Origin of the sequence: Arthrobacter sp. 35W (genome assembly GCF_000482545.1) — a bacterium.
Classification (GTDB): Bacteria; Actinomycetota; Actinomycetes; order Actinomycetales; family Micrococcaceae; genus Specibacter.
The window spans coordinates 1,494,137-1,511,047 of sequence record NZ_KI519454.1 but is presented as its reverse complement, the minus strand read 5'-3'; the positions used below and the strand labels follow the sequence as shown (position 1 = coordinate 1,511,047).

At 68.4% G+C, this 16,911-nt stretch carries 14 protein-coding genes; 2 read left to right on the top strand and 12 right to left on the bottom strand.

Going from position 1 to position 16,911, the window contains the following annotated elements; translation table 11 throughout:
• The 6 genes from gcvPA to K254_RS0106470 form a co-directional block, all read right to left on the bottom strand.
• Positions 1–1,371, bottom strand: a complete 1,371-nt coding sequence (gcvPA, locus tag K254_RS0106495; protein WP_026554668.1) for an aminomethyl-transferring glycine dehydrogenase subunit GcvPA — start codon at positions 1,369–1,371, stop codon at positions 1–3.
• The gene (locus K254_RS0106490; protein WP_026554667.1) at positions 1,368–3,467 is read right to left on the bottom strand and encodes a beta-galactosidase; all 2,100 of its coding nucleotides are present in this window, start codon (positions 3,465–3,467) and stop codon (positions 1,368–1,370) included. The genes gcvPA and K254_RS0106490 overlap by 4 nt, the downstream gene beginning before the upstream one ends.
• Positions 3,468–3,644: 177 nt before the next feature.
• The gene (locus tag K254_RS0106485) at positions 3,645–4,709 is read right to left on the bottom strand and encodes a LacI family DNA-binding transcriptional regulator (RefSeq protein ID WP_035749693.1); all 1,065 of its coding nucleotides are present in this window, start codon (positions 4,707–4,709) and stop codon (positions 3,645–3,647) included.
• Positions 4,693–5,826 carry an aminotransferase class V-fold PLP-dependent enzyme gene (locus K254_RS22180; protein WP_196810889.1) on the bottom strand — a complete coding sequence of 378 codons (1,134 nt, stop codon included), beginning with the start codon at positions 5,824–5,826 and terminating at the stop codon, positions 4,693–4,695. The genes K254_RS0106485 and K254_RS22180 overlap by 17 nt, the downstream gene beginning before the upstream one ends.
• A gap of 139 nt (positions 5,827–5,965) precedes the next feature.
• The gene (locus K254_RS0106475) at positions 5,966–7,171 is read right to left on the bottom strand and encodes a metal-dependent hydrolase family protein (protein WP_026554665.1); all 1,206 of its coding nucleotides are present in this window, start codon (positions 7,169–7,171) and stop codon (positions 5,966–5,968) included.
• Between the two features lie 36 nt (positions 7,172–7,207).
• Positions 7,208–7,669: a DUF6194 family protein gene (locus tag K254_RS0106470; protein ID WP_035749067.1), complete on the bottom strand. Its 462-nt coding sequence runs from the start codon at positions 7,667–7,669 to the stop codon at positions 7,208–7,210.
• A gap of 68 nt (positions 7,670–7,737) precedes the next feature.
• Between K254_RS0106470 and K254_RS0106465 the strand changes: the two genes are divergently transcribed.
• Entirely contained in the window at positions 7,738–8,472 is a 735-nt protein-coding gene (locus K254_RS0106465; RefSeq protein WP_026554663.1) for a MerR family transcriptional regulator, read from the top strand.
• Positions 8,473–9,061: 589 nt separating this feature from the next.
• Here K254_RS0106465 and K254_RS0106460 read toward each other — a convergent pair.
• The 5 genes from K254_RS0106460 to K254_RS22170 are packed head-to-tail and all read right to left on the bottom strand — an operon-like array spanning position 9,062 to position 13,212.
• The gene (locus tag K254_RS0106460) at positions 9,062–9,973 is read right to left on the bottom strand and encodes an ABC transporter substrate-binding protein (protein ID WP_026554662.1); all 912 of its coding nucleotides are present in this window, start codon (positions 9,971–9,973) and stop codon (positions 9,062–9,064) included.
• Between the two features lie 54 nt (positions 9,974–10,027).
• Positions 10,028–10,783, bottom strand: a complete 756-nt coding sequence (locus K254_RS22175; protein ID WP_051388932.1) for an ABC transporter permease — start codon at positions 10,781–10,783, stop codon at positions 10,028–10,030.
• Positions 10,780–11,430, bottom strand: coding sequence for an ABC transporter permease (locus K254_RS0106450; protein WP_026554661.1), 651 nt, complete (start codon positions 11,428–11,430; stop codon positions 10,780–10,782). Before K254_RS0106450 ends, K254_RS22175 begins: the two co-directional genes overlap by 4 nt.
• Positions 11,427–12,533 carry an ABC transporter ATP-binding protein gene (locus K254_RS0106445; protein WP_026554660.1) on the bottom strand — a complete coding sequence of 369 codons (1,107 nt, stop codon included), beginning with the start codon at positions 12,531–12,533 and terminating at the stop codon, positions 11,427–11,429. Before K254_RS0106445 ends, K254_RS0106450 begins: the two co-directional genes overlap by 4 nt.
• Before the next feature lie 16 nt (positions 12,534–12,549).
• On the bottom strand, positions 12,550–13,212 hold the full coding sequence (locus K254_RS22170; RefSeq protein ID WP_035749066.1) for an IclR family transcriptional regulator: 663 nt from the start codon (positions 13,210–13,212) through the stop codon (positions 12,550–12,552).
• A gap of 340 nt (positions 13,213–13,552) precedes the next feature.
• Here K254_RS22170 and K254_RS22165 point away from each other — a divergent pair, with 340 nt between their 5' ends.
• The gene (locus tag K254_RS22165) at positions 13,553–14,173 is read left to right on the top strand and encodes an SGNH/GDSL hydrolase family protein (protein ID WP_051388931.1); all 621 of its coding nucleotides are present in this window, start codon (positions 13,553–13,555) and stop codon (positions 14,171–14,173) included.
• Here the strand turns inward: K254_RS22165 and K254_RS0106430 are convergent.
• The gene (locus K254_RS0106430; RefSeq protein ID WP_026554659.1) at positions 14,136–16,826 is read right to left on the bottom strand and encodes a PEP/pyruvate-binding domain-containing protein; all 2,691 of its coding nucleotides are present in this window, start codon (positions 16,824–16,826) and stop codon (positions 14,136–14,138) included. The genes K254_RS22165 and K254_RS0106430 overlap by 38 nt on opposite strands.
• Positions 16,827–16,911 lie beyond the last annotated feature (85 nt).

The following is a 16,911-nucleotide window of genomic DNA, read 5'->3' as shown; positions in this document are numbered from 1 at the left end:
TCAGTTCTCCTGGAAGGTCGTGGCCAGTGCGGCGGCCAGTGTGTCGATGTCGGCGGTGTTGGTCAGTTCGGTGACGCACACCAGCAGGCGGTGCTCGCCGGCCACCACGCCGGCGTCGATGTTCTTCGAGCGCATCAGTTCAACCAGGCGCCGGGCCGTCATCCCGGTGCCGGCGACGTCGATGGTGAACTCGCGCAGGTGCAGTGCCGTGTCGGTGAGCTCGACGCCGTCCAAGGCCGCCAGCGTCTGGCGGGCGTAGGCGGTGCGGGCCAGCAGGGTCTCGCCCAGCTCGGCCATGCCGGCCGGCCCCATCACGGAGAGGTACACGCCGGCGGCAATGCCCCAGAGTGCTGCGGCCGTGCCCACCCATTCCTTGCCCTCTTCGCGCAGGGCGAAGGAGGTGCGGTCCCAGGCCACGTCGCCGAAGCCGTATTCGCCCTCCACGGTGGTGCTTTCGATGCCGAACAGCCGCGAGGGCATTTCCAGCACAAAGGCCGGGTCGTCGTGGACGGAGATGAAGCCGCCGCGTCCGCCGCCAAACCACTGGCGCACGCCCAGGGACTGGATGTCGCCGCAGACAATGTCGGCTCCCCAGTCGGCCGGCGGGGCCAGCACACCACAGCCGATGGGATCGGTGCCGACCACCAGCAGGGCGCCGCGGTCATGCGCCGTGGCGGCCAGCTCGGCGCCGGCGGCCTCCAGGGCACCGAAGTAGCTCGGGGTCTCCAGCCAGACGGCGGCAGTCTCGTCGGTGACCAGGCTGCGGACGGCGGCCAGATCGGCCACACCGTCGACGGTGGGGACCACCACGAGGTCCAGGAAGGGGCGCACGTAGTCGCGGACCTTGGACATCTTGTCCGGGTGCACGTCGGAGGCCACAATCACCGTGCGGCGGCCGGTGATGCGCCCGGCCATGGCCAGCGACGTCGCGGTGGCCTGGTAGCCGTCGTAGGTGGGGACGTTCACGACGTCCATGTTCAGCAGCTCGGCCATCAGCGACTGATACTCGAACAGGGCCTGGAAGCGGCCGTGGTCCTCGTAGGGCTCTCCGGCGTAGGCGGTGAGGAACTCGCTGCGGCCAATGACGTCCTCGACAACCGCGGGGACGTAGTGGTTGTAGACGCCGGCGCCCAGGAAGGTGAGGTATTCGCGGGTGCTGGTGTTCTTCGCCAGCAGCGAGCTGACGTGCCGCTCGAGGTCCGCCTCGGCCGTGAAGGGCTCTGGCAGGTTGAGCAGGCCCTTGACGCGCAGCTCGGCGGGGATGTCCGCGTAGAACTCCTCGATGCTTGCCGCGCCGGTGGCTGCCAGCATGGCGGCCCGGGAATCGGGGGCGGTGTTGGGGATGTACGGGTGGACGGCTTGTTCCGTCATGGGGTCACCTCTGCTGTTGGAGTGGAAAGGGGGGTCGAAAAGTCTGTTGCTGCGCCGGGCTCCGCCGCGAGAACGACGGCGTCGGCGTGGTCGTGCTGGACCACCAGCACGCCGCGGGGCGGCACGGTGGAGGCAGCGCTGCCGCCCACCAGAACCGTCGCACTGGAGGGAAGGTCCACGGGGACGTGGTCCGTGCCGCGGTTGAGCACAAAGCTGAAGGAGGAGTCGGGTCCGCGGCGCACCACGAGTTCGACGGCGTCGCCGGCCTCCGCGCTGGCGGGCAGCGGGCGCCGGGCCACGCCGGCCTCGTCCAGGATCTCCGCCATCAGCACCGACATGCCGTCCTCGGCCAGTGCGGCGCTGAGGTACCAGGCGCTGCCGGCGCCGTGCTCGCGCACCGTCACAGCCGCCCGCCCGTCCAGCTCGCCGCCGCTGTAGCGGGCCACGATCCGGGCATCCACGGCATCGATCCATTCGGTGATGGTGTGCACTCCGCGCGGCTCCCCGGCCAGCAGGATCTCCCCCGCGGTGCCGTCGGGCAGCGGCCACACCTCGTCAACCTCCACCCCCAGCAGCGGGCGCAGCGGGCCCGGGGCGCCGCCGTCGTGCATGTGGTCGTTGGCGTCGACAACGCCGGAGAACGGCCCGACGACGACAGTGCCGCCGGCAGCCGCGAAGGCCTCAAGCTGCGCCGCCAGCTCCGGCTGGACCAGGTAGAGGTTGGGGAGCAGCAGCACCTTGTAGCTGGTGAGGTCTGCCCCGGCCCGGACCAGGTCCACCGTGGCGCCCAGCCCGAAGGTGGCGCGGTGCCAGGCCCGGGCGGCCTTGATCCAGGGCAGGCGGTCGGTCGGCAGCGAATCCGGGGCGGCGAGGGCCCAATTGGAATCCCAATCGCAGAGCATGGCCACCTGGGCCACCACCCGGCTGCCCTTCACGGCGGCGAGTCCCGCCAGTTCAGCGCCCAGGACGCTGCATTCGGCGAAGGTGCGGCTGCGCTCCCCGCGGTGCCCCAGGATGGCGGCGTGGAACTTCTCCGGGCCGAACTTGGCCGCGCGCCACTGGAAGTACATGATGCCGTCCGCGCCGTGGGCCATGGCCTGGTAGCTGTCCAGACGCATGACGCCGGGCGCCTTGGGCACGTTGACCTCGCGCCAGCTGACGGCGCTGGCGGACTGCTCCAGCAGCAGCCACGGGGCTCCGCCCTTGGCGCCGCGCATCAGCGCGTAGTTCAGCGCCGCATCCACATGGGAGCGGGGGTCGGCCGGGTCCGGATAGGCGTCGTCGGTGACGATGTCCTCGGCGTCTGCGAACTTGAAGTAGTCCAGCTCGTGCAGGATGGACATGAAGTTGGTGGTCACCGGCAGCTCCGGCGTCACCTCGCGGAGCACCTGGACCTCCGCGGTGAAAAGCTCCAGCATGGCGTCGGAGGAGAAGCGTTCAAAGTCCAGCCGCTGGGTGGAGTTGATGGGGCCTGTGGCCGTGCGCGGCGGCTCGATGGCCTCGAAGTCCAGGTAGTGCTGCCCCCAGCAGCTGGTCCCCCAGGCCTCGTTCAGCGCCTCGATGCTGGAGTACTTGGACTTCAGCCAGCCGCGGAAGTGCATCCCGGAGGCATCGCACCAGCAGCGGGCCACATGGTCGCCGTACTCGTTGGAGACGTGCCACAGCCGCACTGCCGGGTGGTTGCCGTAGCGTTCGGCCATGGCCCGGGTGAGCTTGAGGGCGTAGGCCCGAAACACCGGGGAACTGAAGCAGTAGGCCTGGCGGGAGCCGAAGGCCAGCCGCACGCCGTCGGCCGTCACCGGCAGAACCTCGGGGTGCTTGCGGATCAGCCAGGCCGGCGGGGTGGCCGTTGCCGTGGCGAGGTCGACGGCGATCCCGGCGCTGTGGAGCAGTTCGATGACTTCATCCAGCCAGCCGAAGTCGAAGCGGCCCTCCTCCGGTTCCAGCAGCGGCCAGGAGAACACCGAGACGGTGATGAAGTTGACACCGGCCTTCTGCATGAGGCGCACGTCCTCCTGCCACACCTCGCGCGGCCACTGCTCGGGGTTGTAGTCGCCCCCAAACGCAATGCCGTTGAGCCTTACAGTGCGGGTCATCCTCGACCGACCTTCCATGTTTCCGGCGTGTGTCTGCTGTATACAGTACACACCGTACAGTATGAATTGTGATCTTGAACACCCCCGCATGGAATTGCCGAAAAATGTCGTCCGGCATGCAAGACACCCCCTGGAGGTCCGTCGTCATCGGACCTCCAGGGGGTGCATTTCCAGGCTTCAGCGCGGCTGGATGCTGCCCCGGATGATGACCTCCGGCGGCAGCAGCGAGCCTGCCGCGGCCGGCTCTCCGCCGTGGACCTGCGCCAGCAGCCTGGCCACCAGTTCCTGGGCAATGGCGGGCAGCGGCATCCGCACGGAGGCCAGCTGTGGGGCCAGCAATCCGGACAGCGGCAGGTCGTTGAACCCCACGACGGCGATGTCCGCACCAACGGTGAGTCCCTCGGCGCGGATGGCATCGTAGGCCGCCAGCGCCAGTGGATCGGCGGAGGCGACCAGGGCGCTGGGACGCTGGGGTGAGCGCAGCAGCAACTGGATCGCCATCGTGAGCCCGCCGCGGGATTCCCCGGCTGCACCGGCCGCCCGCGGCTCAAGGACCGTGGCAACGTCCAGTCCATGCTCCGCGGCCCCGCGGGTGAACCCGCTGTACCGTTGCGCGAACCATGGCACGTTGGTGGCGGATTCGATGTACCCCACCCGCCGGTGGCCCCTGGCCGCCAGCAGGGCGGCGACGTCGTGCATCCCCCGCGCATTGTCCACATCCACCCAATCCTGCGGCCGGCCAGGACCCGTCTGTCCAAAGGCGACAAAGGGGAACCCCAGTCCACCCAGGTGGTCCACCCGTGGGTCATCGGCCAGGACGTCGGAAAGGATGAACCCATCCACCTGACGCGCGGCAATGAGATCCTCGTAGGCCGCACGCGGATCCGAGGCGCCCGGCCTGGGCCGGAACAACAGCAGCCGGTACCCCGAGGCGGCTGCGGCATCGCACAGGGCCGTCAGGAACCCGCCCATCACCGGATTCGGGTTGAAGGGATCGTCATCCGGCGCCTGGTAGCCGATGGTGTACCGCAGCCCGGTCTTGAGGCTGCGCGCTGACTGGTCCGGCCGGTAGCCCAGTTCCTCGATGACCGTCTTGACCCTCTCCAGGGTCTCTCCGCGAACCCGGTGCGGCGCATTGAGGGCATTGGACACGGTCTGCCGCGAAACGCCGGCACCCCTGGCCACGTCCTCGATCGTCACTCCGCGCTGGGGCCGCCCCCGGTGCTCAGGCCGCGTGGGCATGGCGGGCCAGTACGCCGGCCAGGGCATCGGCAATCTGTGCGTCGGTGGAGGCATGCGGGGCGAGCCGGTGCCAGCCGTCGCGCATCGTGGTGGTCACCCCGGCCTGGGCCAGGGCCGCGTTCAGGGCCACCGGGTCGGCGCCGGGCATGGTGAAGGAGCCGATGCCACCACCCGGCCGCGGATAGCGCAGCTGCGCTCCCTGCCCTGCGGCAGCATCCAGCAACGCCGCCAGCGTCTCGGTGATCCGTCCGTGGATCTGCCGCAGGCCCACCTGCAGCACGAGGCCGGCGGCGACGCCGTAGGCGGCCACCGCTGCCGGGTCCGGGTTGGTCAGAGTATGGGCGGCGGCACCGCGCAGGGGCTCGTGCGGATGGGGTTCACCATTCAACGGATTCTGCACGCCGGACCAGCCGCCCAGACCGGGTTCGAGCATGTCAGCCACGCGGTCCCTGACGAGCAGGGCGGCGGCGCCCCAACCGGCACGGAGCCACTTCTGCCCGCCCGAGGCCAGCACGTCGGCGGCGTCGACATCGAACTCCACGGCTCCGAAGGCCTGCACCGCGTCGACCACCAGCACCCGCTGGGAGCCGATGAGTTCCTTGATCGCCGCCAGCGGTGCCAGTGCTCCGGTGAAGGAATCGACGGCGCTGACCGCCACAGCCTTCACGGTGTCGTCCAGCAGCGGGCGAATGGAGTCGGGTGTCACAGGACCGTCCATCCACCGCACCTGCAGGCCCCCGCGTTCGGCAGCCCGCAGCCACGGGTAGACGTTGGAGGGAAAGTCGTTCCGCGGCACCAGGATGACGCCGGATCTGCGGCTCAGCGCCTGGGCTGCCGCAAAGAGTCCATGGCTGGTGGAGCCGACGAACGCCACCTCGTGCTCTTCGGCGGCCAGCAGCCGGGCGGCAGCAGCACGGGACGGCACATGCAGGCCCTCCAGGGTGGCCAGGCCCCTGCCGCCCTCGCTGTGCACCATGCGGGCCGAAAGGGCCATCCGCTCGGAGACTGCAGCCGACACGGGACCGAAGCGGGCAAAGTCCAGATAGCCCTCGGGCTCGGCGAACTGCCCGAGGTAGGCGTCCATCGACAGGGCTGGATTGGCAATATGAACGTTCAAATTTCTACCACTTCGAATCGGTGCTGCACGGGAGGGTGGATATGAACGTTCAATTTACCAGCCCATGACCGCCGTCACAACCGATGGGCCCCGGCCGGGTGGCGCCGCCCGCTGCGCCACCCATGCCCGGCACCCGGACTCAGGCGGTGACGCGTCCGGCCTGGAGCACTGTCCGCGGCCGGGACTCGTCCCACAGCACGGCCGGGTCCTCGAAGGGGTTCCCGTCCAGCAGTACGGCGTCGCCGACGGCGCCCGCCCGCAGGCTGCCCAGGCTGGGGTTCTGCAGCAGCTCGGCGTTGACGCTGGTCATGGACCGCAGCGTCTCCAGCACGCCAACGGCCTCGATCTGCAACCTGACCCCCTGCAGCTGGTCGTCCTCCAGCTCCCCCATCAGGTCCGAGCCGAAGCCCACGCGGACGCCGGCACGCAGGGCCATGCCGATGGCATCCTTGCCCGCGGAGAGCACCTCGGCGTTCTTGGCCTGGGATACGGGGTTCAGTCCCGCGGCCTCGCCGCGGCGGTTCATGGCGTCGTAGGCGGCAAGGGTCGGCACCAGGAACGCCCCATGCTCGGCCATCAGCTCCGCCGTCGCCTCGTCGAGCAGATTGCCGTGCTCGATGGACCTGACGCCGTTTTCCACGGAGTGCCGGATCGCCTCGGGAGAGTAGGCATGGGCGGCCACGTAGCTGCCGCGGCGCGTGGCCTCGTCCACCACTGCGCGGATCTCCTCGCCCGAGTACTGCGGGACGCGGATGGGGTCGGTCAGGGACACCACTCCCCCGGAGGTCATGATCTTGATTGCGTGGCTGCCGGTGCGGAAACGTTCCCGCACCGCCTGGCGCAGCTGGTCCACGCCGTCCACCACCGCGCACATGTGGCCATGGCTGAAGCAAACATCGACGTCGGCGGCCCGCGGGTCCCCGTGTCCACCCGTCTGGCTGAAAGCCGGGCCGGTGTAGTAGTAGCGCGGTGAGGCGAACAGCCCCTTCTCGATCGCCTTGGACAGTCCGATGTCACCGCCGGCGACGTCGCGGACTGTGGTGAATCCCCGGCCCAGGGCCAGGCCCAGTCGCTGTGCGCCCACCAGGGCGGAGTAGCTCAGCGGACTGCGTTCCACCTCCATGCCGCCCAGGCCCACGGCATAGGCGTGGAAATGCGCATCAATGAGTCCGGGAACCACCACCTTGCCGGCGGCGTCCACCACCTGACCCTGGGGTTCAACATCCCCCACCTCGGCCACCAGACCACCGTTGAAGACGATGGATCCTTCGACCAGATCGGCCGATGTTCCGTCGAAGATCAGGGCATTGGTGATGGTCAGCGGCGCTGTCGGTTCTGTAGTCATGGCATCCATGGTGCCATGGCAACGGCCATGGACCGTTCAGTTCTTCTCGTGGCGCCGCTCCCAGCGGGCACGGGCCGCGGCATGTGCCGTGCGGAGGAGCCCTCTGACGGTTTCGATCGTCGCGTCTGCCGGATTGACGACGGCGATCCACCCGAGCGGGCCGTACACAGGGTGCGGCATCACGACATCGGCAGCCGCGTAGTTCCACATCTGGTGGATGGTGCGCGGGGCATCGCCCGTCAGCTGCAGAAACGTGGCTGGGTCGACATGGATGTTCAGCCGCCAACGACCGTCAGGATCGAGGCCGGATGTGGTGTCGTCCGGGTAGTTCTTCGTGACGATCGTTGCGTAGGGCTGGACATTCGCCGGCATCTGCCCGTCCGGGGCGTAGTAGAAGAACGAGTCGCCCCAGGCAATGGCCGGCGCGTTGCCGCCCGGGCCCGGGGCCACTACGAGCACCCCTTCGAAGCCTTGTGCCAACTCTATGATCTCTTCCATACTCATACCTCAACCATGGCATTCAAGTGCTTGTGTGGGGTTGATGGACAGGAAGGCAGGGATGGCGCATGACCGGTCTCAACCCACCTGTTCTGCGCACCATCGATGTTGCCCGCGCAACGGGGTACTCGGTCCAGCACATCCGCGATCTTGAGCGGCTGGGCGTCATACCGCCGGGTCTACGAAGCGCCACCGGATATCGCTCGTTTGCCCCGATCCACGTGCACGCCGTCCGCGCCTACCGCGGCCTGGCGGGAGCTGCCGGCCCCGTGGCAGCGCGCCGACTGCTCCCCCAGCTTCTGGCGGGGTCCGTCGAGTCTGCCGCAGCAGCCATCTGTGAGGTGTACGTTGGCCTCGCGCAAGAGCGCAGCGACGTCCTGTACGCCCAAGACGCACTCCACGCCATCGCATCGGAGGCCACGGATCTAGAGGAGGACACGGAATCCGATGCGATGACCATTTCCGGGCTTGCCTCAGCACTTGGAGTTCGGCCGTCAACGCTGCGGTACTGGGAAGCCGAGGGACTCGCCGTGCCGGAGCGTGTAACAGCCCTCCATGCCCGCTCCTACGTGCCCGCAGTGGTCAGAGAGGCACGCATCGTCGTGGCGCTGCGCGGCGCCGGGTACGGAATTCCGGCGGTTCGAGACGTCATGAACGCCCTGCGCCGGTTTGAGGGCATCGGTGGTGTCCAGCAGATTCTGCAGGGACTCCTCGACACCATTTCCTCAGGGACAGTGTCCCTGCTTCGGGCCGGCTCTGACCTCGCCGCCGTCATCGAAGCTGCGTTCCGGCCTCCGCAGTAGCCCTTCAGCGACACCTGGTTGGAACCTTGAACGCCCGGCCGACGTCACCAGCCGGCGTTACCAGCCGAGGGGGCTCCGGCGGTTGGGCGGGGTGCCCCCGCGCCTCGACAGCGCGGGGTTTCCCTTGACTGCTATCGACCACCCACCTAGCGCCAGCGCACCGGCCATTAAAGCGTCAAAGAGGACTTGGGTCGCACCGGCACCAGTTGCCGCGTGGAGAACCCCGATGACGAGAAAAGCAGCAGCCGCGGCCGCCACGCACAGGGAGAGTACGGCCGCCCACCGGGGAATGTTTCGAAGTTCTTTCACTGCCACCAACTCCTCGAGTCCAACGCGAAGGGGCCACTGATCCACAACCTACACTCGTCGGCTGGATTCAGATAGGGCGGCTGCCGCGGACCGGTCGTCCAGCCTCGAGACCCAACCGCTGGCCGGTCACGGCGTCTCGACAGGCACTCGACGAACGGCTGTGCTGATTGAGCCTGTCGAAATCAAGCAGCCGGGGCCGCCCGACTGGTGTCGGACGGCCCCGGCTGCTTGCCACTCTGCGGTGCCCACCGGCGCCATGCGCCGGTGGCGGCGGGTGCTGCTATCCCAGCCCAGCCTTGCCGAGCCATTCCTTGGCGATGTCGGACAGGTTGGTGCCCGTGGCCGCCTTGGTGTTCATCTCGATCAGATCCTCGGTGGTGAGCTTGGCCGAGACGGCGTCGAGTGTGGTCTTGATGGTGTCCGACGACTTGGATGTCTTGACCACCGGCACCACGTTCTCGGCGGCAAACAGGGACTTGTCATCAGTCAGTGCCACCAGGTTGTTGGTCTTCAGGCCGGGGTCCGTACTGAAGAGGTCCCCGGCCTGGATCTGGCCGGACGTCAGCGCCGTCATGGTCAGCGGTCCGCCGGCATCCAACGTGACGAAGTCCTTGAAGGTGATTCCGTAGAGATCCTTCAGGCCCAGCACGCCGTTGACGCGGGTCTTCCACTCCGGCGGACCGCCCAGGGTGATCTCGCCGCCCACGGCCGCCAGGTCGCCGATGGACTTCAGGTTGTACTTCTCAGCCGTCGCCTTGGTTACGGCCAGGACATCCTTGTCCTCGGCCGGCGAGGCGGCCAGCAGGCTGAGATCGGAGGGCAGCTTGGCGGTGAGCTCCTTGGTGACGTCCGCCGTCGTACTGGCCGTGGACGCCTGGTCAAGGTACTTCAACAGGGCTCCGGAGTACTCCGGCACAACGTCCACCGAGCCGTCCTTCAGGGCCGCCATGTAAACCTCGCGGCTGCCAATGTTGAACTGTTCCTTGACGCTGACGCCGGCCTTCTGCAGGGCCTGGGAGTAGATGCTGGCAACCAACTGGCTTTCGGCGAAATCCGCCGAGCCAATGATCACTGATCCACTGGCGCCGCCGGTATTGCCGCCGTCGGAGCTGCTGAGCGGGCTGCCACCGCAGGCGCTGAGGGCCAGGGCGGAGGCTGCGGCCACGGCCGCGAAGAGTGCTGCTTTTTTCATGGTTGTCTCCCAGAGGGTGGAGGTGGGGTGGGCTGAAGGGATTTGTACGTGGTGCTAAGTGGCGGAGGAGGCAAGCACCTGCGCCGGGGCCGGGGGCTGTGGCTGCGGTGGCGCCGGGGTTTTCCGGCTGCGGCGGGTGGTCCGCTGCAGACCGGGTGAGATCACGAGCCGCCCAATGGCAATGAAGGCCAGTTCTAGGACCAGGGCCAGCAGGGCCACCAGGATGGCACCTGCGGCCATCTTGGAGTAGTCGCCCTGGGCGCGGCCGTCGATGATGAACCGGCCCAGTCCGCCCAGGCCCACGTACGCCGCCACGGTGGCCGTGGAGACGATCTGCAGGGTGGCCCCGCGGATGCCCGAGAGCAGCAGCGGCAGGGCGCAGGGCAGTTGGATGTGCCAGAGGATCTGGGCCTTGGTGTAGCCCATCCCCCGGGCGGCACCGACGGCGTCGGGGTCCGCGGCCTGGATGCCGGAGTAGGTGCCGGTCAAGATCGGCGGCACCGCCAGCAGCACCAGGACCACGATGGTGGGGAGGACAAAGGCCAGGGACGAGCCGAAGACCGGGGCAAGGATCATGACCACCAGGATCAGCAGGCCCAGCGTCGGCAGGGCGCGCAGGGCATTTGCCAGACCAGCCACCACCGCCTCGCCGCGGCCGGTGTAGCCCACATAGACGCCCAGCGGCACGGCGATCGCGAGGGCAATCAGCAAGGAGATGCCGGAGTACATCAGGTGGAGGCCGATGGCGCCGGGGATGCCCTCGGAGCCGACCCAGTTGGCGGGTTGTGTGAAGAAGTCAAAGATGTTCATGACGTCACCGTCTTCTGTCGCCACGGAGTGAGTGCCCGGTTGAGCCACACCAGAAGGAGGTCCAGCAGCACGGCCAGCACCAGGCAGAGCACGATGCCGGTGATGATCGGCACGAAGAGCCGCAGCTGGAACCCCTGGGTGAAGAGGGAGCCCAGCTGGGGAATGCCCAGCAGGGCCGCCATCGTCACGATGCTGACGTTGGCCACCACGGCCACGCGCATGCCCGAAGCGATCACCGGAACCGCCACCGGCAGTTCCACCAGCCACAGGCGCTGCCAACCGCGGTAGCCCATGGCCGTTGCGGCCTGGACCGTCTCAATCGGCACCGAGGAGAGGCCATCGGCCACCACGCGGACCAGCAGGGCCACCGTGTAGACGGTCAGGGCCACCACCACATTGAGCGGATCAAGGATCTTGGTGCCCAGCACCTGCGGCAGCAGGACGAAGAGGGCCAATGAAGGGATGGTGTAGAGCAGTCCGGCCGCTCCGACGATCACCGGGTAGGCACCGCGGCGGCGGTGGGCCCACCAGCCCAGCGGCAGGGCCACGATCAGGCCCAGCAGGGTGGGCACGAGGGTGAGGAAGATGTGCGAGGCTGTCAGCTCGCTGATCCGCCCAATGTTGGCGAAGATCCAATCAATGGTCATGACGCCAGCACCTCCTGTTTGGCCGTCCGGATGGCGGCGACGATGGCTTCGGCACTGACGGTGCCCACCAGCACACCGCGCTCGTCCACCACCACACCCCGGCCGCTGGGGCTGGAGAGTGCGGAGTTGAGCATGTCGCGCAGATTGCCGAACTCCTTGGCCACGGTGCCGCTGATGTTGATGTCCGATTCGGTGATCTGTGCCCCATTGAGGCGGCCCAGCTGCACCCAGCCCTGGGGGATGTTGGATTCATCGACGGCCAGGGCCCAGCCGTCGGCACCCACGGTGGCGGTGGCGGCGTCGTCGCCCACCCGGACCGTCGGCTCGCGGTCGACACCGAGCGTTCCGTCGGCCGTGACAAAACCGAGCGCACGGTAGCCGCGCGCCGTGCCGACGAAGTCGGCCACGAAGGCATCGGCGGGGTGCGCCAGCAGATGGGCCGGCGAGGCCACCTGGGCCAGGTGCCCGCCCTCGCGCAGCACAGCGACCTGGTCGCCCAGCTTCAGGGCCTCGTCGATGTCATGGGTGACCATCACAATGGTCTTGCCGATCTCGCGCTGCAGCCGCAGGAACTCCTCCTGCAGCTGCGCCCGGACAATCGGGTCCACGGCGCTGAACGGCTCATCCATCAGCAGGAAGGGCGGGTCCGTGGCCAGCGCGCGGGCCACACCCACGCGCTGCTGCTGGCCGCCGGAGAGCTGCCAGGGGTAGCGGTTGGCAAACTTTTCATTCAGCCCCACGCGCTCCAGCAGCTCCATGGCGTTGGCCCGCGCCTCGCGTTTGGGGGTGCCGAGCAGGCGCGGCATGGCGGCGACGTTGTCCACGATGGTGCGGTGCGGGAACAGTCCGGCGTTCTGGATGACGTAGCCAATGCGGCGGCGCAGGTCCACCCGGTTGAGGCTCTGCGTGTCGGTCCCATCCAGGGAGATGACCCCCGAGGACGGCTCGATCAGGCGGTTGATCATCCGCATCGAGGTGGTCTTGCCGCAGCCGGAGGGGCCGATGAGGATGGTGAGCTTCCCGGTGGGCGCCTGGAGCGTCAGACCGTCGACGGCGACAGTGCCGTCGGGGTAGACCTTTGAAACATTGTCGAAGTTGATCATGGGGCGGGTCTCCTGTTTAGGCCGAAATGGTCGAGCGACCAAGTCCGGATGAAACGACCTCGGCGGCCAGGGCGAGCTGGTGGCCGTAGCGGTCAATATCGTGTTCGGCCACCCGATAGCTCGGGATGACCAGGCTGAGGGCAGCCACAACCTTGGTTTCGGAGCGGATGGGTGCGGCGATGGCCGTCACATCCGCTTCAATGCCGCGTTCGACGACGACGTACCCGGCAGCCGGAACGTCGTTGTGCAGCACGCGGCCGGCCGCCGACTCGGAGAGCGGGATGGTCCGCCCCACCCAATTGGTGTGCCGGACCGAGTGGGTTCCCTCGATCATGGCGATATAGATGGCAGTGCCGCCGTGGCCCTCAACGCTGAGGTACACGGATTCACCTGTCTCGGCCACCAGGGCCTCCATGGACTCGCGCGACAGCGACACGAGTGATTCATTGCTCAGCGACTGCGCACCGAGCTGGATGATGCGGCTGCCGGGGCGGTAGTTGCCGTCGTCGTCCTTGCGGACAAACCCGCTGCCCTCCAGCGTGCGCAGCAGCCGCAGCGCGGTGCTGGCCGGAAGATCGGCAGCACGGGCGCAGTGTCCCAGCGTGGCACTGCCCTGGTCGCAGACAATCGCCAGCAGTGACAGCGCACGTTCAACGGTGCGGGTCGAAGATTCAGCCATGGTGGGTTTCCCGTCCCTGGATGGTGGTGGCATGTGGTGCAAAACACATCTTGCGTTCCATTCAGTAAAATACGTATTTCACTAGATGGCAAGAGTTTTTGGACAGCAATGTTCCACAGGCTCTTGCTTTCTGGGTCAAAAGATGGCTTCACCAGCCGGGCGCGGAGGTCCACGTGGGGCAGAATGGTCCCTATGCCGGATGCCGTTCGGCGGCGGAAAGGGGTTTGGCATGGGTTTGCATCGAAGCAGTGCCGCGGCGCGGGCACTGTCGGCGGCGGTTGGTGCAGTTCTGCTGGTTTCCGCCTGCGGCTCTGCCCCACAGGCGGCACCGTCAGCGTCAGTGTCAGCTTCAGCAACCGCCACTGCCCCGGACCCCGCCCAGGCGCTGGTGGTGGGCGATTCGATCAGCACGGGCTACAGGGCCAATCCCGAGGTCGGCTGGCCGGCGCTGGTGCAGCAAGAGAATCCCGGACCCGTCGGAGGCCTGGACGTCACGAGCCTGGCGGATGTCGGCAGCGGCTACCTCAGTGTCGGTGTCCGCGGGGAGACCTTCGGATCGCAGCTTGCCGCCGGCGCCACGGCCGCCACGGATCTTGTGGTCATCTTCGGCTCGGAGAACGACAGGGGCGCCGATGATGCGGCGCTGGTGCGGGCCGCCGCAGAGGTCTATGCCCAGGCCAGACGGGCGGCCCCCGGTGCGGCCGTCGTCGTCGTCGGCCCCACGCCGAACTCGCTGGCACCGGAGCCAGCCAGGCTGGCCGTGCGCGATGCACTGGAATCCGCTGCGGCCGCTGCCGGGCTGGAGTTTGTCGACCCGATTGCACAGCGCTGGTTCATGGACGATCTGGGCGGCTTCATTGGCGAGGACGGCGCCCACCCCACGGCCGCCGGCCAGCGCTATCTGGCACAGAAGTTCGGTGTCCTCATTTCCGCAGCCCTTGATCGGCATCCACAAGGGTGACGGTGCCGGCGTCGCCGTCCACCACCACCAACTGGCCGCTCTTCAACTGCGACGTCGCTACGCCGGTGCCCAGCACCGCCGGAATGCGGTACTCCCGGGCCACGATGGAGCTGTGGCTCAGCGGGCCGCCCACATCCGTGACGACGGCGGCGGCCATCACGAACAGCGACGTCCAGGCCGGCGTCGTCATCCGCGCCACCAGCACCTCGCCCGGGCGCATCAGGTGGAAGTCCTCCGGCCCGTTCAGCACCCGCACCGGCGCCGTGGCCTTGCCACCGCTCGCGCCAATGCCCGTGATGGTGCCGCCGGTCTGGCGCTGGTTGCCCGCGGGCATCATGGCGCCGAAAATCTTCTCGGCCCAGCCGGTCTCGGGCAGCAGCTGTGGTGCCGTGGCCAGCCGCTGCCCGCGCCAGGTCATCCTGCGGTCCTCGACGGCGGCGGCCAGCACCGGATGCGGCACCCCGGTGATGGCCACCGGGGCCGTCCGGTGCGCCCCGGCGGCAGGCTCGGCCAGGCCAAAGTCCACGGCGCTGCGCGCTTCGCTGAGGCGGAGCCAGAAAACGTCCTCCGCCGCTGCCAGCAGGCCCGATGTGGCGAGCCGCCGGCCCAGTTCGAGCAGCATCCGCCGCATCAGGGGCCAGGCCAGGCCGATGTCCGCCAGGGCGTCCTCGCGGATGGGCGCAGCCTGCTGGGCCCACTCCAGCAGCCGGGTGAAGGTCTTCCGGCGCACCGGATCGAGCCGGGCAACCACGGCCTCGGTCGCTGCTGCCCGCCTGTCCGACGAGGTCTTCTGCCGCAGCGCCGGATCGACGCCCTCCCCATGCAGGTAGTACTTCAGGGTTCCCAGCAGCGGCATGGGGTCGTCGGCAGGCACCGGGCTGAGGAAATCCAGGTTGTAGACGGCATGCCCAAAGTCGTCCAGATGCTGCTGGAACCGCCCACGCCACTGGTCCCACTCGCCCGCATCGGCGCCGGCCAGGGGAGAACCATTGGCCACGGCTGCCGCCACATCGGCGGCGTCGGCGCTGAGGATCGCCGCGGACAGTTGCGGACGTTCCCGCGTCCACGCCGCGAGGTCGTAAAGGGATTGCTCCGCCCGGATGGGCGCGCTCTCAAAACCCAGCAGGAAGTCCAGTGCCGGCGGGTCCCCGGCCCGGCGCACCGCCTTGTCATAGAACGCCTGGAACGACAGCTCGCTGGAGGCCGCGATGGGGACCACCGACTGTACGGCGGTGTAGTACTGGGTGCCGCCATCCAGCAGGGCGGAGATGCCGTCCAGCAGGGCCGCACCGCTGCGTACGGCCACGGGCTCGCGTCCCCACTCTTGAACCAACTGGACATAGCGGGGGTGCGAATAGTCCCGCCAGCCCTTGATCCCCATATGGGACTTGCCGGTCGCCAGTGCCCGCAGTCCCCCGAGCGATTTGCCCATCAGGCGCCACAATCCTGCCGTGCGGTAGTAGTAGTACGCGTAGCCGTTGATGGTGGGCAGGCCCAGATCCCCCTCGTGCAGGGTTGAGGTGCCGAAGGCCTGCTCCAGCAAGGCGTTCAGCGACCTCGTCACCGAACCGTCGATCAGGTCCGCAAAGAGCGGCGACAATGGATCCGGCAACTGCTCCACGATGCTGGCCCTGAAGTACATTCCCTTGGGCCGCGGCACGGGCCACTGCGTGGGGATCTCCCCCGTGGGCTCCGGCAGCGCCGTGATGGGCCGGGCCTGGACGATGAAGAAGCTGCCACCGGCCATGGCCCATTCGATGTCCTGCGGCGACCCAAAGTGGCCGGCAATCTGCGTCCCCAGGGCCGCCAGCCTGGCGGCGGCACCGTCGTCGAGCACGCGCTGCCAACGCTTGGCGCCGGCCACCGCCACCTCCTCGGTTCCGGTGGCCGCGTAGACGGTCATCACCGTCTTGTCGCCCGTCCGGCGGGACAGGACGTTCCCGCTCTCGGCCTCGACGACGACGTCGTCGGTGCTGACGGTGCCGCCCACCACCGACTCCCCCAGCCCCCAGGCCGCGGAGACCACCAGCTCATTGCGCCGGCCGTTGGCGGGGTTGGCGGTGAACATCACCCCGGAGGCTTCTGCCGCCACCATTTTCTGGACCACCACGGCCAGACGCACCGTGGCCGGGTCCAGGCCCTCGCGGGAACGATAGGCCATCGCCCGTCCAGTCCACAGCGACGCCCAGCAGTCCACCACCGCCTCGAGCAGGGCGTGGGCGCCGGCAATGTTGAGGTAGGTATCCTGCTGGCCAGCAAAACTGGCCGATGCCAGGTCCTCGGCCGTGGCGGAGGACCGCACGGCCACCGCCACATCGCCGCCGCCGTCGGCGTCGCACAAGTTCTGATAGGCAGCGCGCAGTTCCAGGGCCACAACCCCCGGCAGCTCGCCTGCGGCGAAGAGCGCACGGATCTGCGCCGACGCCGCGTCAAACACCTCGGGCCCGGCTGCAGGATCGACGGCGGCAGCCTCGAGGATGGCCTCGCCAAGGCCATTGGCCTCCACGAATTCCGTGTAGGCGGCCGTGGTGAGCACAAACCCCGGCGGCACCGGCAGCCCCGCCTGCACCAGGTCGCCCAAGTTGGCGCCCTTGCCACCCGCCAGCTCCACATCCGAGCGGGAGATGTCCCCAAATTCCCTGATGAACGCCATGCCGGCACACCCTTCCAGCCATCGGCTCCCGGGCCCGCCCAACCTCTGGAGCCGGCCCACACGTGGCTCCAGTTTTGCACTGTTG